The sequence below is a fragment of the Vibrio fluvialis genome (genome assembly GCF_900460245.1).
Classification (GTDB): Bacteria; Pseudomonadota; Gammaproteobacteria; order Enterobacterales; family Vibrionaceae; genus Vibrio; species Vibrio fluvialis.
This window is the reverse complement of sequence record NZ_UHIP01000001.1, coordinates 2,082,910-2,103,495: the sequence shown is the minus strand read 5'-3', so window position 1 is coordinate 2,103,495 and position 20,586 is coordinate 2,082,910. Positions and strand designations below refer to the sequence as shown.

17 protein-coding genes are annotated in these 20,586 nt (G+C 50.7%); 8 read left to right on the top strand and 9 right to left on the bottom strand.

What is annotated here, in order from left to right; all coding sequences use genetic code 11:
- Positions 1–37 precede the first annotated feature (37 nt).
- The 7 genes from DYA43_RS09885 (at position 38) to purF (ending at position 10,482) form a co-directional block, all read left to right on the top strand.
- The gene (locus tag DYA43_RS09885; protein ID WP_061056739.1) at positions 38–4,465 is read left to right on the top strand and encodes a FimV/HubP family polar landmark protein; all 4,428 of its coding nucleotides are present in this window, start codon (positions 38–40) and stop codon (positions 4,463–4,465) included.
- 127 nt (positions 4,466–4,592) lie between these two features.
- Entirely contained in the window at positions 4,593–5,387 is a 795-nt protein-coding gene (gene truA, locus DYA43_RS09880) for a tRNA pseudouridine(38-40) synthase TruA (protein WP_020431785.1), read from the top strand.
- A 176-nt stretch (positions 5,388–5,563) separates the two neighbouring features.
- The gene (gene accD / locus DYA43_RS09875) at positions 5,564–6,490 is read left to right on the top strand and encodes an acetyl-CoA carboxylase, carboxyltransferase subunit beta (RefSeq protein ID WP_020327956.1); all 927 of its coding nucleotides are present in this window, start codon (positions 5,564–5,566) and stop codon (positions 6,488–6,490) included.
- 44 nt (positions 6,491–6,534) lie between these two features.
- The gene (gene folC, locus DYA43_RS09870; RefSeq protein WP_061056738.1) at positions 6,535–7,803 is read left to right on the top strand and encodes a bifunctional tetrahydrofolate synthase/dihydrofolate synthase; all 1,269 of its coding nucleotides are present in this window, start codon (positions 6,535–6,537) and stop codon (positions 7,801–7,803) included.
- Positions 7,804–7,818: 15 nt separating this feature from the next.
- Positions 7,819–8,379, top strand: a complete 561-nt coding sequence (locus DYA43_RS09865; protein WP_020431781.1) for an SPOR domain-containing protein — start codon at positions 7,819–7,821, stop codon at positions 8,377–8,379.
- Positions 8,380–8,441: 62 nt separating this feature from the next.
- Entirely contained in the window at positions 8,442–8,933 is a 492-nt protein-coding gene (locus DYA43_RS09860) for a CvpA family protein (RefSeq protein ID WP_020327953.1), read from the top strand.
- A gap of 34 nt (positions 8,934–8,967) precedes the next feature.
- The gene (purF, locus tag DYA43_RS09855) at positions 8,968–10,482 is read left to right on the top strand and encodes an amidophosphoribosyltransferase (RefSeq protein ID WP_020327952.1); all 1,515 of its coding nucleotides are present in this window, start codon (positions 8,968–8,970) and stop codon (positions 10,480–10,482) included.
- Positions 10,483–10,548: 66 nt separating this feature from the next.
- Here purF and DYA43_RS09850 read toward each other — a convergent pair whose 3' ends face one another.
- Entirely contained in the window at positions 10,549–11,874 is a 1,326-nt protein-coding gene (locus DYA43_RS09850) for a Na+/H+ antiporter family protein (protein WP_061056737.1), read from the bottom strand.
- Between the two features lie 21 nt (positions 11,875–11,895).
- Complete coding sequence (gene rnt / locus DYA43_RS09845; protein ID WP_061056736.1) at positions 11,896–12,555, bottom strand: ribonuclease T; 660 nt, start codon at positions 12,553–12,555, stop codon at positions 11,896–11,898.
- 355 nt (positions 12,556–12,910) lie between these two features.
- On the opposite strand from rnt, the gene motY reads away from it, so the two are divergent.
- Entirely contained in the window at positions 12,911–13,795 is an 885-nt protein-coding gene (gene motY, locus DYA43_RS09840; RefSeq protein WP_020327949.1) for a flagellar protein MotY, read from the top strand.
- Positions 13,796–13,822: 27 nt separating this feature from the next.
- On the opposite strand, the gene DYA43_RS09835 is transcribed toward motY, so the two are convergent.
- The 7 genes from DYA43_RS09835 to rsxC all read right to left on the bottom strand — a co-directional run bounded on the left by DYA43_RS09835 (position 13,823) and on the right by rsxC (position 20,579).
- Positions 13,823–14,260: a DUF2753 domain-containing protein gene (locus DYA43_RS09835; protein ID WP_020327948.1), complete on the bottom strand. Its 438-nt coding sequence runs from the start codon at positions 14,258–14,260 to the stop codon at positions 13,823–13,825.
- 126 nt (positions 14,261–14,386) lie between these two features.
- Positions 14,387–14,803, bottom strand: coding sequence for a lactoylglutathione lyase (gloA, locus tag DYA43_RS09830; RefSeq protein ID WP_024373956.1), 417 nt, complete (start codon positions 14,801–14,803; stop codon positions 14,387–14,389).
- A gap of 9 nt (positions 14,804–14,812) precedes the next feature.
- On the bottom strand, positions 14,813–15,454 hold the full coding sequence (gene nth, locus DYA43_RS09825) for an endonuclease III (protein WP_061056735.1): 642 nt from the start codon (positions 15,452–15,454) through the stop codon (positions 14,813–14,815).
- Positions 15,455–15,516: 62 nt separating this feature from the next.
- Entirely contained in the window at positions 15,517–16,209 is a 693-nt protein-coding gene (locus DYA43_RS09820) for an electron transport complex subunit E (RefSeq protein ID WP_020431771.1), read from the bottom strand.
- Entirely contained in the window at positions 16,202–16,840 is a 639-nt protein-coding gene (gene rsxG, locus DYA43_RS09815) for an electron transport complex subunit RsxG (protein ID WP_032079934.1), read from the bottom strand. Before rsxG ends, DYA43_RS09820 begins: the two co-directional genes overlap by 8 nt.
- Before the next feature lie 8 nt (positions 16,841–16,848).
- Positions 16,849–17,895 (bottom strand): electron transport complex subunit RsxD, encoded by a 1,047-nt coding sequence (rsxD, locus tag DYA43_RS09810; protein ID WP_061056734.1) that lies wholly within the window; start codon positions 17,893–17,895, stop codon positions 16,849–16,851.
- Complete coding sequence (gene rsxC / locus DYA43_RS09805; protein ID WP_061056733.1) at positions 17,895–20,579, bottom strand: electron transport complex subunit RsxC; 2,685 nt, start codon at positions 20,577–20,579, stop codon at positions 17,895–17,897. The genes rsxD and rsxC overlap by 1 nt, the downstream gene beginning before the upstream one ends.
- Positions 20,580–20,586 lie beyond the last annotated feature (7 nt).

Genomic DNA, 20,586 nt, shown 5'->3' with positions numbered 1-20,586 from the left:
TGTATTCCTTTAGTTAAAGCATTCAGCTGAGCCTTTTATGCGTCAATTTTTCCAGCGATTGCTGTTGCCTTTGGCAGTGGCTGCCGTCACTCAGACTTCTATCGTAAGTGCAGAAGGCATTCGCCTTATCGGCCCGAGCGGTGAGGTACAATCTTCTCCGCAATTCAGCAGTGAGATTGTGCGTAACGCTGCATCTTCTGCAAATAGCGAGCCTTCAACATTTTTTGGTCCGACAACCGAGCAAGATACCTTATGGTCGATTGCCACTCGTCTAAAGCCTTCTGCGGCGGTAACGGTTCAGCAAACATTGCTGGCTATCTATCGCCTCAACCCTCAAGCGTTTGAAAATCAAAATATTCATAGCCTGATCCCGGGCAGCACACTCCGAGTGCCTTCTTTGGCTCAAGTGAGTAGTGCGACGACGCAAGAGGCGATCAACATTATGGCTGCGCATCAAGCGCGCCTGAATCAGGGAGAAGTTAAGCCCGCGATTCAACCTGCTCCGATCGCAAAGCCTCAACCTGTAGTGGAAGCGAAAACTCAGCAGGTTACAGCCAAGGTTGCTGAAACCGTCACTGCGCCTGCAATGGTTGATACGGTGAAGCCTGAAGTCGAGAAGGTAGAAAAACAGATTGCAGCTTCAGATACCGAGTTGGTTGCTCTGGAAGAGAAAAATCACAAACTGCGCCTGATGGTGGCGCAGATGCAATCTGAAGTCGACAACCTGAAACAGGAACTCGGCGATGAGAACCGCATCCGTTCTGAAGTCGAGAAATTGCTGCAGGAAGAGCGCGTCAAGCGCGATGAAGCGCAAAAACTCGCGCCATCTGCGCTCGATCAACTGTTGTCCAATGGTTGGATGGTTGGCTTGTTAGCGCTGATCCCGGGTTTGTTAATTGGTTTACTGGTGCTGATGCTGCTGAGTCGTCGCTCGAAGTCTTCATCAACGGAGCCTACGCTGCAACCCGCTCAAACTGCAACTCCGGAAGCTGCTGTTGCACCTGTCACTGTCGGTGAACCCGAAATTGATGGTCTGGATGATGAACTACTGCTTGACGATGATCTGTTTGGTGATACTGACGACAGTGAAAAACTGTTCAGTGACGAAGTCGACAGTAAAGATGAAGACGATATCTTCGCTGACCTGGATGAGAGTGATCTTGATTTCAATCTCGAAGGCGAGGATGGACAAGACCCATTCGCTGGTATTGACGATGATGGCGATCTGGATACTGAGTTTGGCAGCAACAGCGGTATCAGCGTCAACAGTGAAGAGAAAGCGCTCGGTCTGGAAGAGATGGAGCGTGCGCTGGATGAAGCGACTCACAATGCGAATGATGACGATGATGAAGCGGCCTTTGATCTGTCTGATGACGGTGACATGTCGCAGGCTGAAATCGAATCTCTTCTCGCAAATGATGGTGAAGTGGAAGATCTGGAGTCAGATGCGATTGATCAATCGATGTTGGATGAGCTGCTGAGTGGATTCGGTCAAGAAGATGACACTGCCGATGACCTCGATTTTGATACGTTGCTAGATGACAACCTTGACGAGCTGATGTCGGATCCGATTGAGCGTGAGCTCACTCAGACCGATGTGAAAATGACCTCGGATGAGGATCTGGAGAGCCTGTTTAACAGCATCGAATCGCAAGCAGACTTGGAAACGCTGGAAGCAGAAGCCGATAACTTTGAAGAGACGGCGTTGCTGGACGAGCTTATTGATGAAGATGTTACTCTCGATAGTGACAGCACGGATCTGCTTGATGAACTCATCGCTGACGAAGACGGCTTGGAAACCCTCGAACTGGATGATGACTTTGATGTTGCCAGCGACAAGTTATTGAACGAATTGCTGGATGAGTCTGCGCCGGAACCAAGCGAGGAGTTTGACCACAACAGCCCAACCCTGCTCGATGAATGGGTGGAGAAAGAAGAGCAACCAGTTAAAACTGAAAATGTGGCTTCTGAATCGGTAGAAGAGCCTGTTTTAGATGACGGTACGGAGTTTTTTGAAGAGTTGCTCGAAATTGAACAGCTGGCTCAGGAACCAACCGCAGAGTTTAACAGTGACAACTTCAAAGATGATTTGCTGAGTTCTGTTCCAGAACATGATCCGTTGCTCGAAGAGTTCAATCTCGATGATGATGAGGAATCAGCGTTTGAAGATGAGGCCTTCGATTTCAATCCTGAAATTGAAGGTACTGATTCTGGGGCAGAGATGCAGCCAGAAAAAACGCCAACAGCAGTGACTGTGCCCGAACCTATCGCGAACGAGTTTGGTGTCCCACAAGATGATGACTGGCTGTTGGATGAAGAGTCAGAATCAACCAGTGAAATAGTGGAGGATAGCCAACCGCTATCTTCGGCCGACTTCATGGCAGAACTAGATGGAGCAGAAAACACCGAGATCGTTGAGAGTGTTCGCGACAATGTCTCAGAGACCACTTCGGCATCAGATGACAACGATGTTGAGTGCGATTTTTTCGCGGCAGAATTGGATGATGAATCGTTTGATTTCGATGAATTAGCGCTAGCGGAAGACAGCGAAGAAGATGCGCTGGCGGAAGCGATGGCGCAGCCGGAGTTGTCGGGTGAGCCCGAAGCAGAGGTTAAAGAAGAAAATCTCGCCGCAGAATTGGCCGATGTTCAGGCAGAAGATGAGTTTGAATTCGACGACTTGGAGCTACCGGAATACAGCGAAGAAGATGCGCTGGCCGACGCGATTACGCAGCCGGAGTTGTCGGGTGAGCCCGAAGCAGAGGTTAAAGAAGAAAATCTCGCGGCCGAATTTGCCGATGTTCAGGCAGAAGATGAGTATGAATTCGACGACTTGGAGCTACCGGAATACAGCGAAGAAGATGCGCTGGCCGACGCGATTACGCAGCCGGAGTTATCGGGTGAGCCTGAAGTTAAAGAAGAAGGCCTTGCCGCAGACTTTGCTGACGCTCAGGCAGAAGATGAGTTTGACTTCGGCGACCTAGAGCTACCGGAATACAGCGAAGAAGATGCGCTGGCAGATGCGATAGCACAGCCGGAGTTGTCGGGTGAGCCCGAAGCAGAGGTTAAAGAAGAAAATCTCGCGGCCGAATTTGCCGGTGCTCAGGCAGAAGATGAGTTTGAATTCGACGACTTGGATCTACCGGAATACAGCGAAGAAGATGCGCTGGCGGATGCGATAGCGCAGCCGGAGTTGTCGGGCGAGCCTAAAGTTAAAGAACAAGATCTCGCCGCAGAATTGGCCGATGTTCAGGCAGAAGATGAGTTTGAATTCGACGACCTAGAGCTGCCGGAATACAGCGAAGAAGATGCGCTGGCAGATGCGGTTACGCAGCCGGAGTTGTCGGGGGAGCCTGAAGTTAAAGAAGAAGGCCTTACTGCTGACTTTGCTGACGCTCAGGCAGACGATGAGCTTGAATTCGACGACTTGGAGCTACCGGAATACAGCGAAGAAGATGCGCTGGCGGATGCGATAGCGCAGCGGGAGTTATCGGGTGAGCCTGAAGTTAAAGAAGAAGGCCTTACTGCTGACTTTGCTGACGCTCAGGCAGGCGATGAGCTTGAATTCGACGACCTAGAGTTACCGGAATACAGCGAAGAAGATGCGCTGGCAGATGCGATGGCGCAGCCGGAGTTATCGGGTGAGCCTGAAGTTAAAGAACAAGATCTCGCCGCAGAATTGGCTGATGCTCAGGCAGAAGATGAGTTTGAATTCGATGACTTAGAGTTACCGGAATACAGCGAAGAAGATGCACTGGCAGATTCAATCGCTTCTTCTGATATTGATCCTGAGCGTTCGCCTGAAGCAGAGGCTGGAATTGACTTTGAGGCGATGGCGCATCAGGAGTTTGATGAGCGTTCACTCAATTCACTGCTTGATGAAAATGAAGAGAATGAAGGCTTCTCATTCGATCAGCCAATTGATGCACAAACTATCGACAGTGCTGGCATGGACATTGATGCGATGTTGCAAATGGGCGGCGAAGACTGGAATGGATTTAGTCTGACCCCCGATCAGCAAGCCACCATTCCGGATGAAGTACCAGAAGAAGAACGTGCTGTCTGGCAATCAGATATTCAAAACCAGCAGCCGGAAGTGGCAACAGAAAACTGGGCAACGCAGGAAGATCTCGCCGACTTCGACCCGCAAGAGAAGCATTTCATGACTATTGATGAACTGATGGCTCAGGTTGAACGCGAAGATACTGCTTTTAATCCAGATGATGAGGAACTCAAGCTGGACGTTGGTTTGAATGAGTTCCCGGATGTGATTGGTGAAATTTCGGATGTTGATGTGGATAGCAATTCAGAGGCTGCAGGCAAGCTGGATCTGGCCAAAATCTACATGGAAATGAACGATGAAAAAGGTGCCGTTAAACTGCTGGAAGAGGCCATCGTGGACGGCAGTGACGATATTCGTCAGCAAGCTAAACGTTTGATTGATGTCATTAACGGTCGAGCATAGGCTATCAACATTAAATGAAAAGAGGTAACTGGGTTACCTCTTTTTTTGCCTATTAGAAATTCTACGCGATAGGGTTTATACTGCCCGCCCCATTTTCAACGCCCTAGTTTGCTTGAGAGAAGAGAACATGAGAATCGCTTTGGGTATCGAGTACGATGGAACTCAATACTATGGCTGGCAGCGCCAACGCGAAGTAAAAAGCGTCCAGGAAGAGCTGGAAAAGGCACTGACGGTCATCGCTAATCATCCTGTCGAAGTACAGTGTGCAGGCAGAACTGACGCCGGAGTACATGGTACGGGTCAGGTGGTTCATTTTGATACGACTGCGACGCGTAAAATGGTGGCCTGGTCGATGGGGGCCAACGCTAATTTGCCGAAAAACATTGCAGTGCGTTGGGCCAAAGAAGTCCCGGACGAATTTCATGCCCGATTCAGCGCGACGGCGCGTCGTTATCGCTATGTGATCTACAATCATATGTTCCGACCAGGCATTATGTCTTCCGGTGTTAGCCATTATCACGGTGAATTGGATGTTGAACGCATGCATCGTGCAGGACAATTCTTGCTGGGTGAGAATGACTTCACGTCATTTAGAGCCGTGCATTGTCAGTCACGCAGTCCTTGGCGTAACATAATGCACTTAAATGTAACTCGCCACGAACGCTACATAGTGATTGATATTAAAGCGAATGCGTTTGTCCACCATATGGTGCGTAATATTACCGGCAGTTTGATTGCCGTTGGTCGTGGTGAGCAGGAGCCCGAGTGGATTCAGTGGCTGCTGGAAGCCAAAGACCGCAGGCTCGCGGGGGCGACAGCCAAGGCAGAAGGCTTATATCTGGTCGATGTGGACTATCCTGAGGTGTTTGATTTACCCAAAGCGCCGCTTGGTCCGCTATTCTTACCTGAGAATTTGAACTAATTGGCAGTAATTGGTTCAAATATGAACAATATTGTGCGTGGGATGCCCGTACAAGAAATAGGTACAACCAGTTTTTTGTCCACAGTTGGCATTTTCTATGCTTTAATCCACACGCGTTAATGTCGAATTAGAATCTGTCGCAATACAGCGGCAGATGAGAGAGTAAAAGGTCTTGCATGAGCTGGCTTGAAAAGATTTTAGAAAAAAGCAACATCGGAAGTTCACGTAAAGCGTCTATCCCAGAAGGGGTTTGGACCAAATGTACATCTTGTGAACAGGTGCTTTATTACGCTGAACTAGAGCGCAATCTTGAAGTTTGTCCTAAATGTAATCATCACATGCGTATGAAGGCGCGTCGTCGTCTTGAAACGTTTCTGGACGAAGCAAACCGTTACGAAATCGCGGACGAGCTGGAGCCGCAAGATAAACTGAAATTCAAAGACTCCAAACGTTACAAAGAGCGTATTGCCGCAGCTCAGAAGAGCAGTGGCGAAAAAGACGCGCTAATTGTAATGAAAGGCGAGTTGATGAGCATTCCTGTGGTTGCGTGTGCATTTGAATTCTCTTTTATGGGTGGTTCAATGGGGTCAGTGGTCGGCGCGCGTTTCGTGCGTGCGGTTGACGCTGCAATCGAAGCGAACTGCGGTCTGGTTTGTTTCTCTGCCAGCGGCGGCGCACGTATGCAAGAAGCATTGATGTCGCTGATGCAAATGGCGAAAACCAGTGCTGCGCTTGAGCGTTTGTCCGCAAAAGGCCTGCCGTTTGTTTCCGTGATGACAGACCCAACCATGGGCGGTGTATCAGCCAGTCTGGCGATGCTGGGTGACATCAATATCGGCGAACCGAAAGCTCTGATCGGCTTCGCAGGTCGCCGTGTTATCGAACAAACGGTACGTGAAGAATTACCACAAGGTTTCCAACGCAGTGAGTTTTTGCTGGAGCACGGCGCGATTGACATGATCGTAGACCGTCGTGAAATGCGTCAACGCGTTGCTGGCCTGCTGGCGAAAATGACTCGTCAGGAGTCTCCGCTGGTAGTTTCTGTGAACGATGCGCCAAATGAAGCCGCATATTCTGTACCAGAAGCGAACAAAAAAGGGTAAAGTAGGCTCTAACTAAACCAAGCAAAACAATGGTTCTACGTTAGATGAGTCAAAACCCAATTCCTCAAGCCACATCGCCTCTTTCGGTGTGGCTTGATTATTTAACCCATATTCATACCTCAGCCATCGACCTCGGTCTGGATCGTGTTCAGGCGGTCGCTCAAAAAGCCAATCTTACCAAACCAGCTCCTACCGTCATTACGGTTGCCGGCACTAACGGCAAAGGCTCAACTTGCGCCTTGATGGAAGCCATTTTGCTGGAAGCGGGCTATTCGGTTGGCGTGTACAGTTCCCCCCATCTTATTCGCTATAACGAGCGTGTGCGTATCAACGGCCAAGACATGTGTGATGAAAAGCACACTCAGGCATTCGCGTTTGTTGAGCAGCAACGTGGAGAGATTACCCTCAGCTTGTTTGAATTCGGTACTTTGGCCGCGCTGCGCTTGTTCCAAACAGAGAACGTTGATGTGGTGCTGCTGGAAGTTGGCCTCGGCGGTCGTTTAGATGCCACCAACGTGGTTGACCATGATGTGTCAGTGATTACCAGTTTGGCGATCGACCATGTGGATTGGCTGGGGGATGACATCAACGTCATCGGTTATGAGAAAGCTGGGATTTACCGTGCAGGTAAACCCGCCATCTGTGGTCAGCCTAAACCGCCAGCAACCGTGGCGGCGCATGCGGATGACATTGGCGCCGAATTCCATCAGGTCGGTATCCAATTTACGTATGACAAAGTGAGCGAGACGCGCTGGGAATGGCGTAGCGGCTCATTTGAACTGACGGATCTGCCATTGCCAACCTTGCCGCTGCCAAACGCAGCGACCGCATTGATGGCTCTCGGATGTTCAGGACTTGAAATCAGTGATGTCAACATTGTCGAAGGACTGAAGAAGGCGACTTTGGCCGGTCGCATGCAAAAAATCAGCGATGCACCAACCATTTTACTGGATGTGGCGCACAACCCGCATTCAGCTGAATATCTGGTATCTCAACTTGAGCAGCGTTTCCCCGGCCAAAGCGTGCATCTGGTTGTCGGCATGCTGCATGACAAAGACGTGAAGTCGACGCTTGCGATTTTAAAACCTGTGGTTAAGCAATGGTATCCTGCATCGTTGAGCGGTCCGCGCGCGGCCAGTGCCGATGAGCTGTGTCAGTATCTGGCTGAATCGCAAACGCGTTACGCCAATCCGGTCGTGGCATTTGAAGCGGCGTTGACACAAGCGCAGTCAGACGATGTCATAGTCGTGGCCGGCTCTTTCCACACTGTGGGTGAAGTGTTGGAGCATTGGCAAAACAACAACCCGTCTTAATCCAAGGGAGTATCAATGGCGAGTAAATTTCAAAGCCGTTTGGTTGGTACCATCATTCTTGTCGCTATCGGTGTCATTGTGTTACCGGATGTGCTGGATGGTAAAAAACTGCACTACAAAGAAGAAATGGCCAGCATTCCGATCAAGCCTGAGCTTGAGAGTGAAGTGGAAAAATTTGAAGTGTTGGACCCGGTGGAAGATCAAGTCGCCTTGCCTGAATCACCGGTCACGGCGGTAGACACGGCGCCAGTCAGTAATACAGTGTCTACGCCTGCTACTCAGCCAAGCAAACCTTTAGCGACAGCGGTACGTAATGTGCCTGAGAAAAATGATTATCAGGACAGTGCGTGGATTATTCAGCTTATGGCGCTGAAGAATGCCGAGAATGCGAAAAACGTTGTCGATGATTTGCAAAAGCGCGGCTATCAGGCTCATACCAAACAAGAAAATGGTTTTACCCGAGTGATCATTGGTCCGGATGTCTCCAAAAGTAAGCTGGAAAAACAGTTGCTGGAATTAGAGAAAATTACCGGCGCGAAAGGTCAATTGCTCAAATTTAAACCACTAAACCCTTAAGAAAACGTTTGCGTCGCGTATTTTTCTGTTAAAATGCGCGCCAACTTAGAATGTAAGAACTCATGAATTGGTTAGATATTGTCATTTTAAGTGTGATTGGTTTGTCTGCACTGATCAGTCTGGTTCGTGGCTTTGCGAAAGAAGCCCTGTCCTTAGTGATTTGGTTTGGAGCGTTTTATATCGCTTCGGAATACTACGCCAAGCTGGCGGTATACTTTACTAACATTAAGGATGAAATGTTTCGCAACGGATCGGCTATTGCCGCTCTGTTTGTCGCAACATTGGTTGTGGGTGCGATCGTTAACTACGTGATTTCGCAGTTAGTACAAAAGACCGGACTTTCAGGAACAGACAGAATTCTGGGTGTCGTTTTTGGCGCACTACGCGGAGTTCTGATTGTTGCAGCGGCCTTATTTTTTATGGATGCGTTCACCGCATTCCCAAGCTCAGAGTGGTGGAAGGGCTCGCAGCTGGTGCCGGAATTTAGCCGCATTATTGCTCCGTTCTTTGAACACTTACAAGCAACATCAAGTTTTCTGTCTGGCGCTGTATAAGCGCCAGCAATTGTCGCAAATCGAGGATTAGGACATGTGTGGTATTGTTGGAATCGTGGGTACAACGCCTGTAAACCAGTCAATTTATGACGCGTTAACGGTATTGCAGCATCGTGGCCAAGATGCCGCTGGTATTTGTACCATAGAAAGCAATCGTTTTCGTCTGCGTAAAGCGAACGGTTTAGTGAAGGATGTCTTTGAAGCGAAACACATGCAGCGCCTTCAGGGCTCCGTCGGTATCGGACACGTTCGTTACCCAACCGCAGGCAGTTCAAGTGCCTCTGAAGCTCAACCTTTCTACGTCAACTCGCCATTTGGTATCACCCTCGCTCACAATGGCAACCTCACTAATGCCAACGAAGTTCGCCAGAAACTGTTTGAAAAAGACCGTCGCCACGTCAACACCACTTCGGATTCAGAGGTGCTGCTGAACGTATTGGCACACGAAATCGACACCGTGAAAGGCAACGTTACAGCAGAAGACGTCTTCCGCGCAGTTGCTAATGTGCACCGTGCGATTCGCGGTGCCTACGCGGTGACTGCGATGATCATTGGCCACGGTATGATTGCTTTCCGTGACCCGCACGGTATCCGTCCTCTGTGTCTGGGTAAACGTGAAGTGAATGGTCGCACGGAATATATGGTCGCGTCTGAATCGGTAGCGCTCGATGCCGTCGGTTTTGATTTCATGCGTGATGTCGCACCGGGTGAAGCGGTGTACGCGACGTTTGAAGGTGAACTGTTCACTAAGCAGTGTGCTGACAATCCGGTTCTCAACCCATGTATTTTTGAATTTGTATACTTTGCTCGTCCGGATTCGTTCATCGATAAGATTTCGGTTTACAGCGCGCGCGTTGAAATGGGCAAAAAACTGGGCGACCGTATCAAAGCCAACTTCCCAGAGCTCGACATCGACGTGGTGATTCCGATTCCGGAAACTTCATGTGATATCGCGCTACAAATCGCTCAGGCGCTGGATAAACCATACCGTCAGGGCTACGTGAAAAACCGTTATGTGGGCCGTACGTTTATCATGCCGGGCCAGCAACAGCGTAAGAAATCTGTACGTCGTAAGCTCAACACCATTCGTTCTGAGTTTAAAGACAAGAACGTACTACTGGTGGATGACTCTATCGTACGCGGCACTACTTCTGAGCAAATCATTGAGATGGCGCGTGACGCCGGTGCGAAGAAAGTCTACATGGTGTCTGCAGCGCCAGAGATTCGCTTCCCGAACGTTTACGGTATCGACATGCCGAGTGCTAATGAGCTGATTGCTCACGGTCGTGACAACGAAGCGATTTGTAAGCAGATCGGTGCTGATGCGCTGATTTTCCAGACCCTGGATGATTTGGTTGACGCGGTACGTGCTGGTAATCAGGACATCGCTAAGTTTGAAACTTCGGTCTTTAACGGCGAGTACGTGACAGGGGATATTGACCAGCAATACCTGGACTTTCTTGAGTCAATGCGCAGTGATGACGCGAAGACGCAACGTGAAATCCAACAGGAACTGGCAAACCTTGAGTTGCACAACGAAGGCGCGTAATACACTTTGCCAATAAAAAGGCTTCCCGCGGGAAGCCTTTTTTGTACCTGTGATTCAGCTCAGAGCTTACAACACCATGGCAGCCAACCAGCCAAACGCAATCAGCGGCAGGTTGTAGTGAACAAAGGTCGGAACCACAGTTTCCCAAATATGCTCGTGTTGGCCATCCGCATTCAGACCGGACGTTGGACCAAGTGTTGAGTCTGAGGCCGGAGAACCCGCATCGCCCAGGGCCGCTGCCGTACCCACCAGAGCGATGGTCGCCATTGGCGAGAAACCAAATGCCAGACACAGTGGCACGTATATGGTCGCAATAATTGGAATGGTCGAGAATGATGAACCGATACCCATGGTCACCAACAGGCCAACAACCAGCATCAGCAGCGCCGCCAGCGGTTTGTTATCACCGATACTGGTCGCCAAAGAGGACACCAACGTTTCCACGCCGCCAGTCTCTTTCATTACAGCTGCAAAACCCGCTGCCGAGATCATGATGAAACCGATCATTGCCATCATGTGGACACCTTTGGTAAACACGTCGTGGGTTTCTTTCCACGCAATTACGCCACCAAAAGTAAATACCATGAAGCCAGCCAGTGCGCCGATGATCATCGAACCTGTGGTCAGTTGCACTGCGAGAGCCGCCAGGATACCGACGCCAGCCACTAGAATATGCTTCTTATTGATAGCCGTTGTTTCTTGATGCACAACCGTCAGTTCAGTCTCTTTGTAAACGCGTGGTTTACGGTAAGAGAAGAATATTGCAACCAGAAGACCGAATACCATGCCCAGACCCGGCAGCAGCATTGCCATCGGTACTTGGCTGGCAGTAACGTTTTCCAGGCCGTTGTCATGCAGGTTTTTCAGCAAAATGTTGTTAAGAAAAATGCCGCCGAAACCTACCGGTAGAACCATATATGGTGTGATCAAACCAAACGTCAGTACACAAGCAATCAGACGACGGTCAATGCCCAGACGCGCAAACACGCCCAGCAATGGCGGGATCAGAATTGGAATGAACGCGATGTGCACCGGAATAATGTTTTGAGAAGACATCGCCATCAGCAGCAGTGCTACGATCACGACGTATTTCATGCCAGTCGATGCTGCCATGCTATGTCGGCCATGAATGCGCTTAATGACGCTTTGAGCCAGCAGATCGGTGATGCCCGATTTCGAGATGGCCACGGCAAAAGTCCCCAGCATTGCGTAGCTCAAAGCGATGGTCGCGCCACCACCCAAACCACTTTCAAATGCGGCAACGGTGTCGTTTAAACTCATACCAGCTACCAGGCCGCCAACGATGGCGCTAAACGTCAGTGCAACGACGACGTTTACTCGCATCAGGGCCAGAACCAGCATGACACAGACAGAAATGACTACAGGGTTCATATACTTCTCGGTCAGTTGTGCTTACTTATTATTAAGGTCATTGTCGTCAGCCAACGGCCAGCCGCCAAGTGCTTTCCATTGGTTGACGATGCCGCAGAACAGCTCTGCGGTTTGCTGAGTATCGTAAAGTGCAGAATGGGCTTCACGATTGTCAAACTCCATCCCGGCCGCTTTGCAGGCTTTGGCGAGAACAGTCTGACCATAAACCAGGCCGCTGAGCGTTGCCGTATCAAAAGTAGCAAAAGGATGGAAAGGGACTCGTTTGAGTTTACAACGTTCGCTGGCAGCCATGACAAAACCATGGTCAAACGCCGCGTTGTGAGCAACGATGATGGCGCGGCTGCAATCGGCAGCTTTCTGCTCTTTGCGTACCTGTTTATAAATCTCTTTCAGTGCGTGGTCTTCGGTAACCGCACCGCGTAACGGACTAAAGGGATCATAAATGCCGTTAAATTCCAGCGCCGCTTTTTCAATATTGGCGCCTTCGAAAGGTTCGACATGAAAGTGAATCGTCGAAGCAGGGTGTAAGTTGCCGTTTTCATCCATCGCTAATGTCACTGCGCAAATTTCCAGCAGTGCATCAGTTTGTGGGTTGAATCCTGCAGTTTCTACATCGATTACGACTGGGAAATAGCCGCGAAAGCGCTTTTTCAGAGTCAGAGCTTCATTTGTGTCTGTCATGTGATCCCTAGCTTATGTGATAGGGGCAGCATTATTGCAGATTCTCCCCGTGAGAAAAACCAAATAGGTAGATTAAAGCGCAATTAAATTCGCCATTTGTTGCGCTATATTCCAGCGGATTCATTCATTTTTGTCGCGCTCGCAGCCACATAGAATTGAAAGGAGAAAAGTGGCTTTAAAATTGCGGTTTCAAACCAACAAAAGGCCGTTGAACAGGGCAGCGTTGCTGAAGTTTTGTGCAATGAGATATAGACAGGGTAAGGGTTGGCGAGGTTTTTGCATTATTCGATAAGAAATGAATGCGGCGGCAAGATTTCGTCATTGCCGCTGGCCGCGTAAAGAGAAGTAAGTCCTTATGAATAAATGGGTTGTAACAAGTATCGTTGCTTTTGGCGCTTGTTCTGCATTTGCCGCTGCGGCAATGGAGAAGCGCTATGTGGCAACGCCGCAACAGTCAAGTTGGCAGATGGCGATCAATACGCCGCTCGAGTGCCAGCTGGTGCACCCCATTCCGAATTACGGCGATGCGGTATTTACCTCGCACGCCAGTAAGAAAATTAATCTCGATTTTGAACTCAAGATGCGCCGGCCAATGGGCGATACCCGCAATGTCAGCTTAGTGTCTATGCCACCGGCTTGGCGGCCAGGCGAAAGCGCGGATCGCATTACCAATATTCAGTTTTTCAAACAATTTGACGGTTACATTGGCGGCCAGACTGCTTGGGCGTTGTTAAGTGAACTGGAAAAAGGGCGCTACCCGACATTCAGCTATCAAGACTGGCAGAGCCGTGATCAACGCATTGAAGTAGCGCTGTCGTCGGTACTGTTTCAGCCGCAGTACAACGCATTCAGCGACTGTGTGTCCAACCTGCTGCCATACAGTTTTGAAGACATCTCATTTACTATCTTGCATTACGACCGTGGTGACAGCGTTGAGCTGAACAAAGCATCACAAAAACGTCTGGCTCAAATTGCGGAATACATTCGCTATAACTCGGATATCGATTTGGTCTTGGTGGCCACCTATACCGACGCAACGGATGGCAAAAATGAGAGCCAAAGCTTGTCGGAAAAACGGGCGGAATCACTGCAGAAATATTTTGAGTCACTCGGACTGCCCGCGGATCGCATTCAGGTACAGGGCTATGGCAAACGTCGTCCGATTGCCGACAATGCATCGCCGATCGGCAAAGATAAGAACCGCCGAGTGGTGATCTCGCTTGGCCGCACGCAGGTGTGATCGCGAATTGGGGCTGTAGAGCCAGCCCTAATTCAAACGAAACTTGGCAATCAAATTGCAGCTTGATGCGGAGTCGATGTCCTTGACCAACTTAGCCAACTGGGGGTTGGGGTGGCGTTTCATAAATTCAATCAAGGCTTTCTTACAGCAACCCAGAGAATCCACAAACGCCTCGCAACTCGGATTACCACACTGAGGAATCAAGGTCAGGATCCGCTCTGATGCGAGTTCCAGATATTTGAGTTCGTACTGGTTATCGCCAATCGTTCGCCAGAACCCGGCCATGTTGTGACACGAAATCACCGAGATCATCAGTCGATCTTCCAGCTCAATGTCTTCAGCTTCACCGAGTCTGTCACTCAATGTCAGCGCCTGCTGGTAATGGAGAATGCTGCGCAGATGATCTGCCTGCTGCATGGCGATATCTGCCAGTAAGGTATGTTTTTCCCACTCTTTGATGGTCATCGGTCAATCCTTCATGAGCCTGAATGAGTTTAATTTAAATGATAATTATTATCATGTAAACCATGAGGATTGAGGGGAATAAAACAAAACCGCCACTTGGGCGGTTTTTTCAAGTACGAGAGGGGATTAACCTTCCAGACCTGCGGTGGCCTGTTTGTTCTGAATCAGTTCAACCATGTAGCCATCTGGGTCTTTCACGAAAGCAATATGCGTGGTGCCGCCTTTCACTGGGCCTGGTTCACGGGTGACATTACCGCCCGCCGCTTTGATGGCATCGCACGTGGCATAAATGTCGTCTGCACCAATGGCAATGTGGCCGTAGGCATTACCCATGTCGTAGCTCTCAACGCCCCAGTTGTAAGTCAGTTCAATCACTGCACCTTCTGATTCATCGCCATAGCCCAAAAATGCCAGCGTATATTTGTATTCGGCATTTTCGTTTTTGCGTAGTAGTTTCATACCCATCACCTGAGTGTAAAACTCAATTGAACGGTCAAGATCGCCAACGCGCAGCATGGTATGAAGAATACGATTGTTTGACATAATGGACTCCTAGCTTTCCGGGTAAACTTTATCTTTAAATTCGCACAGGTCTTCGATAATGCAGCTGCCGCAGCGAGGCTTGCGTGCCACGCAAGTGTAGCGGCCATGCAGAATCAACCAGTGATGGACATCGAGTTTGAACTCTTTCGGTACAACTTTCAGCAGTTTTGCTTCCACGTCATCCACGTTCTTGCCGACGGCAAACTTAGTGCGGTTCGATACGCGGAAAATATGGGTATCGACCGCAATGGCCGGCCAGCCAAAGGCGGTATTGAGTACAACGTTGGCCGTCTTGCGCCCGACGCCAGGCAGCGCTTCTAACGCTTCGCGATTTTCCGGCACTTCGCCCTGATGTTGGTCGAGCAGAATGCGGCAGGTTTTAATCACGTTTTCGGCTTTTGAGTTAAACAGACCGATGGTTTTAATGTATTCCTTGACGCCATCAACACCTAAATCCCACATCGCTTGAGGCGTGTTGGCAACGGCATACAGTTTGTCGGTGGCTTTGTTGACGCTGACGTCTGTTGCCTGCGCCGAAAGCAGTACCGCAATCAGCAGTTCAAACGGCGTGTTCCAGTTGAGCTCGGTCTGCGGATTCGGATTGTTGTCCCTTAATCGCTGCAGAATTTCGACACGTTTGCTGTTATTCATTGTGATTCATTGCTTCCTTGAAACAGCAGCCGCAGTTTGTATGCTGCGGCTGGTGATGATTTTTATACGTTGGTCACACGAACCCGTTCAATCGCGGGTTTTTCTTGTTTTGGCTGACGGGCTGCCAACTGTTTGTCGATCACGTTCTTTGCGGCGATCAGAAAACCGACCCCAATAAAGGCCCCCGGCGGCAGCAGAGCCAGTAAGAAACTGTTGTCGAAGTGGAACACTTCGATTCTTAGCACTTTTGCCCAGTCACCGAGGAGCAGATCTGCGCCATCAAACAAGGTACCGTTACCAATCACTTCGCGCAGAGAACCGAGCACGACCAGAACGGATGTCATGCCAAGGCCCATCCAGAAACCATCTTGCGCAGAGGGCAGGACGTCATTCTTTGATGCGTAAGCTTCCGCGCGACCGATAATGATGCAGTTAGTGACGATCAGCGGAATAAAGATACCCAGTGACAGGTACAGTCCATACGCGTATGCATTCATCAGCAGCTGAACGCAGGTCACCAGCGCCGCAATAATCATCACAAACACCGGAATGCGCACTTCTTTTGGCACGTAGTCGCGTACCAGTGAAACCGTGACGTTGGAGCTCACTAACACCAGCAGCGTGGCAATACCCAGGCCCAGAGCGTTAGTCACGGTCGAGGAAACCGCCAGTAGTGGACATAAGCCGAGCAGTTGAACCAGTGCCGGGTTGTTGTTCCACATCCCATTTTTTATCAGCGTTTTGTGATCACTCATTGTGTTCACCTCCGCAGTTCAAAGGTTGCGTAAAGATAGCTTCACGGTGTTGATTGACGTACAGCGCTGTCTGTTTCACGGCTTTTACTACCGCTCGCGGTGTAATGGTTGCACCTGTGAACTGGTCAAACTGACCGCCGTCTTTGCGTACTCGCCACTGATCTTCGTTATCCGCCGTGACTTGTTTACCCGTAAAGCTGAGAATCCAGTTAGTGATGCGCAGGTCGATTTTATCACCGAGTCCCGGCGTCTCCTGATGTGCCAGCACGCGAGTACCGGTAATGGTGCCATCGTTGCGGATACCGACAATAATCTTGATCGCACCGTTGTAGCCGTCTGGCGCAATGGATTCAATCGCCAAGGCACTCGGTTCACCATCGAGAGTGCCAAGATAAACTGGCATCGGTTTGTTGCTACCGAGCATCGGGTCACTGATCAGTGTACACGACTGCGACAGTTCATTGTCATGCAATGCCGGGGGCACTACCTGATTGAGAACCGACAGCAATTGCTTATTTTCCTGCACTTTAATCTGACTTTCGGTCATGTAGTGAGTTAATGCAACCACACCTGTCGAAGCACAAGCAAAGACAGCAAGGACAAGACCGTTTTTACGAATGGCGGCTAACATAATGCTCCTTAATGCCCGTAGGTACGTGGTTTGGTGTAGTAATCGATCATTGGTACACACATATTGGCCAGCAACACGGCAAACGCTACACCGTCAGGGAAACCACCCCAGCTGCGAATGATGAACACCAAGGCACCAATGAACACGCCATAAATCAGGCGACCTTTGATGGTAGTCGAAGCGGTTACTGGATCGGTCGCGATAAAGAACGCACCCAGCATGGTGGCGCCAGACAGCAAATGCATCAGCGGTGAAGCAGTGGTGCCAGGAACAAACAAAGTCATTAACAAACTGGTGACCAGCAGGCCAGCCAAAAACGCGACTGGAATGTGCCAGTTGATCACGCGTAATTTAATCAGAATCAGGCCACCCGCCAGATAGGCGAGGTTCACCCATTCCCAACCTACGCCAGCCAGGCCATTGAACTGTGGCTGAGCCATCGCTTCAGACAGGGTATGTCCGGCACGCAATGAAGTTTTGATCGAGTCCAGCGGCGTCGCCATGGTAATACCATCGATGCCGGTACGAATCTGTTGCAGCGACAGGCCGTCGAGATTAAAGCCGGTGAAAATGAGCGAGAATGAATCCACCAATGAGATGGGCTCTGGCGCCAGCTCTGAAGGTGCAATCCAACTGGTCATTTGTACCGGGAATGAAATCAGCAGCACCACATAAGCGATCATGGCTGGGTTAAATGGATTTTGTCCCAGACCGCCATAAAGATGTTTAGCAATCAGAATGGCAAACACCAGACCGATCACCACAATCCACCACGGCGAGAGTGGCGGAATGGAAATGGCGAGCAGCCACGCGGTCACAATAGCGCTGTAGTCACGCAGTGCAAAACGCACCGGGCGTTTACGCAGTAGCATGACGCCCGCTTCAAACAGCATTGCGACAGCAATCGCCAGTACCAGTTGAATCAAGGTACCGAAACCAAAGAAATAACTTTGGGCTAGTAACCCAGGCAGGGCGCAGATCGCGACCCATTTCATCATGTCGGCGGTACTGCGTTTAGTCCGCGCGTGTGGGGAGCTGGCAATGAAAAACGCCACTAGTCGTTCTCCTCAACGTTATTCTTGTTTTGATTCTCCGCTTGCTGCGCGGCTTTGCGCGCTTTAGCACGGGCAATGGCAGCGGCAACAGCGGCTTTCTTTGGATCTTCCGCAGGTTCGTCAATCGATGGTGCTGGAGCCTCAGGTGCATCACTGGACTCTTGCTGCGCGGCTTTGCGTGCTTTGGCGCGAGCAATGGCAGCGGCAACAGCGGCTTTCTTGGGATCGTCTGCTGATTCGTCAACCGATGGCGCTGGGGCCTCAGGTTCATCGTCGGACTCTTGCTGCGCGGCTTTGCGTGCTTTGGCGCGAGCAATCGCAGCGGCAACAGCGGCTTTCTTTGGATCGTCTGCTGATTCGTCAACCGATGGCGCTGGAGCCTCTGGCTCATCGCCGGACTCTTGCTGCGCGGCTTTGCGTGCTTTGGCGCGAGCAATCGCAGCGGCAACAGCGGCTTTCTTTGGATCTTCAGCTGATTCGTCAACCGATGGCGCTGGGGCCTCTGCCTCATCGCCGGACTCTTGCTGCGCGGCTTTGCGTGCTTTGGCGCGAGCAATCGCAGCGGCAACAGCGGCTTTCTTTGGATCGTCTGCTGATTCGTCAATCGATGGTGCTTGAGCCTCTGGCTCATCGCCGGACTCTTGCTGAGCGGCTTCGCGTGCTTTGGCTCGAGCAATCGCAGCGGCAACAGCGGCTTTCTTTGGATCGTCTGCTGATTCGTCAACCGATGTCACTTGAGCCTCTGGCTCATCGCCGGGCTCCGGCTGCGCGGCTTTGCGCGCTTTGGCGCGAGCGATTGCAGCGGCGACAGCAGTTTTCTTTGGATCGTCAGCAGGTTCGTCAGCCGATGGTGCTGGAGCCTCTGGCTCATCGCCGGACTCTGGCTGCGCGGCTTTGCGTGCTTTGGCGCGAGCAATGGCAGCAGCGACGGCATCTTTTTTGTCATCACCAGTTGCAGTCAGTTCGCTGACTTCTGTTTTTTCCGCCTTACGTTCTCTAGCCTGGCGTTTGCGCTCTTCGCGCAGTTTGGCCATGTCTGAGTTATCGGGCTCTGTCGCGCCCGCTTTCGCAGCTTCCGCCTGTTTTGCTTTGGCTTTAGCAATCGCCGCCGCTACCGCAGGTTTGACTGGCGCATCGTTGGTTTCACTTTGTGCTTTCTGCGCTTTGACGCGTGCAATGGCAGCGGCAATAGCGTCTTCGCCACCACTTTGTTGCATCTCTTTACGGCGATCGTCAGCGGCTTTCTTAAAGCGGTTTTCGCGTTCGGCTTTTTCACGCTCCATACGCGCTTTTTTCTCTTCAAAACGCAGCTTGGCGCGCTCAGCGGCCTCAGCTTCCCACTTACGGTTTTTGATTTCCGCCTTCGACTGGCGATAGTACTGCACCAGAGGGATTTCGCTTGGACACACGTAGGCGCAGGCACCGCACTCAATACAATCTTTAAGATTGAGCTCTTCGCATTTCTCGTACTCTTCCGCTTTTGAGTGCCAGTACAACTGCTGAGGTAACAGCGACGCCGGACACGCGTCGGCGCATTGCCCGCAGCGGATACAAGCCATCTCGTAATCGTGTTGCGGAATTTCGTTGCGGCTTGGTGCCAGAATGCAGTTGGCAATCTTGACGATCGGCACGTTGGCGTGGGGCAGAGTAAAGCCCATCATCGAACCGCCGAGGATCAGACGCGGCAGTTTCTTATCGGCTTTATAACCGAATTCGTCTAGCAGTGACTGCACTGGTGTTCCCAAGCGCACCCAAACGTTACGCGGCTGAACGAAGGTGTTACCCGTCAGGGTCACGACGCGCCGGATGAGCGGTTCGCCGTCTATCACGGCGCGTTTGATCGCCTGAACTGAGCCAACGTTTTGCACAATGACGCCGATGTCCGCCGAGTGTTTGCCCGCTGGAACTTCCAGATCGGTTAGCAGTTTAATCAGCTGCTTGGCGCCACCTGACGGATATTTGGTTGGAATGGCACGGATAACAATATCTTTGCCTTCAGCGGCTTGTTGCAGCGCTTGAATCGCTTCCGGTTTGTTATCTTCGACGCCAATGACGGTCAGTTTAGGTTGCAGAATGTGTTCGACAATTCCGATGCCGTCGATAATTTCTTGTGCGTGTTCACGCATCAACGCATCGTCAGCGGTAATGTAAGGTTCACACTCCGCCGCATTGACGATGAAGATTTCTACGCGAGACAGGCCGGATTGAATTTTCTTTGCGGTCGGGAAACCTGCACCGCCGAGTCCGGCAATACCTGCATTGCGAATGATGTCGATCAGCTCTTCCGGCGCCACTTGCGTGTAGTCGGAAATCGGTTGACGCTCAAACCACTGGTCCTGACCATCTGGTGTGATCACCACACACAGTTCACTGAGTCCGGATGGATGTGCCACCGTACGCGGCTCAATGGCACTGATTACACCCGACGTTGGGGCGTGAACCGGCAACATGAACGTGGTCGAGAATGAGGTCAGAGGTTGGCCTTTAAGTACTCTATCGCCGACCTGCACCAGCAGATCACCCGATTTACCAATGTGTTGTTTGAGTGGTAATACGAATTCATTTGCTAGGCTGGCTTCTACCAACGGCGTCTGAGTAGACTGAACTTTATTTTCCGGCGGATGAATGCCTCCCGGGAAATCCCAGAGATAGCCGGTTCGAATTTTATCGATTAATGACAACATACCAGTC

Bases quoted from the DNA above. Each gene is read 5' to 3' on its own strand.
- DYA43_RS09885 (WP_061056739.1), top strand. From the start codon at position 38: ATGCGTCAATTTTTCCAGCGATTGCTGTTGCCTTTGGCAGTGGCTGCC.
- truA (WP_020431785.1), top strand. From the start codon at position 4,593: ATGAGAATCGCTTTGGGTATCGAGTACGATGGAACTCAATACTATGGC.
- accD (WP_020327956.1), top strand. From the start codon at position 5,564: ATGAGCTGGCTTGAAAAGATTTTAGAAAAAAGCAACATCGGAAGTTCA.
- folC (WP_061056738.1), top strand. From the start codon at position 6,535: ATGAGTCAAAACCCAATTCCTCAAGCCACATCGCCTCTTTCGGTGTGG.
- DYA43_RS09865 (WP_020431781.1), top strand. From the start codon at position 7,819: ATGGCGAGTAAATTTCAAAGCCGTTTGGTTGGTACCATCATTCTTGTC.
- DYA43_RS09860 (WP_020327953.1), top strand. From the start codon at position 8,442: ATGAATTGGTTAGATATTGTCATTTTAAGTGTGATTGGTTTGTCTGCA.
- purF (WP_020327952.1), top strand. From the start codon at position 8,968: ATGTGTGGTATTGTTGGAATCGTGGGTACAACGCCTGTAAACCAGTCA.
- DYA43_RS09850 (WP_061056737.1), bottom strand. From the start codon at position 11,874: ATGAACCCTGTAGTCATTTCTGTCTGTGTCATGCTGGTTCTGGCCCTG.
- rnt (WP_061056736.1), bottom strand. From the start codon at position 12,555: ATGACAGACACAAATGAAGCTCTGACTCTGAAAAAGCGCTTTCGCGGC.
- motY (WP_020327949.1), top strand. From the start codon at position 12,911: ATGAATAAATGGGTTGTAACAAGTATCGTTGCTTTTGGCGCTTGTTCT.
- DYA43_RS09835 (WP_020327948.1), bottom strand. From the start codon at position 14,260: ATGACCATCAAAGAGTGGGAAAAACATACCTTACTGGCAGATATCGCC.
- gloA (WP_024373956.1), bottom strand. From the start codon at position 14,803: ATGTCAAACAATCGTATTCTTCATACCATGCTGCGCGTTGGCGATCTT.
- nth (WP_061056735.1), bottom strand. From the start codon at position 15,454: ATGAATAACAGCAAACGTGTCGAAATTCTGCAGCGATTAAGGGACAAC.
- DYA43_RS09820 (WP_020431771.1), bottom strand. From the start codon at position 16,209: ATGAGTGATCACAAAACGCTGATAAAAAATGGGATGTGGAACAACAAC.
- rsxG (WP_032079934.1), bottom strand. From the start codon at position 16,840: ATGTTAGCCGCCATTCGTAAAAACGGTCTTGTCCTTGCTGTCTTTGCT.
- rsxC (WP_061056733.1), bottom strand. From the start codon at position 20,579: ATGTTGTCATTAATCGATAAAATTCGAACCGGCTATCTCTGGGATTTC.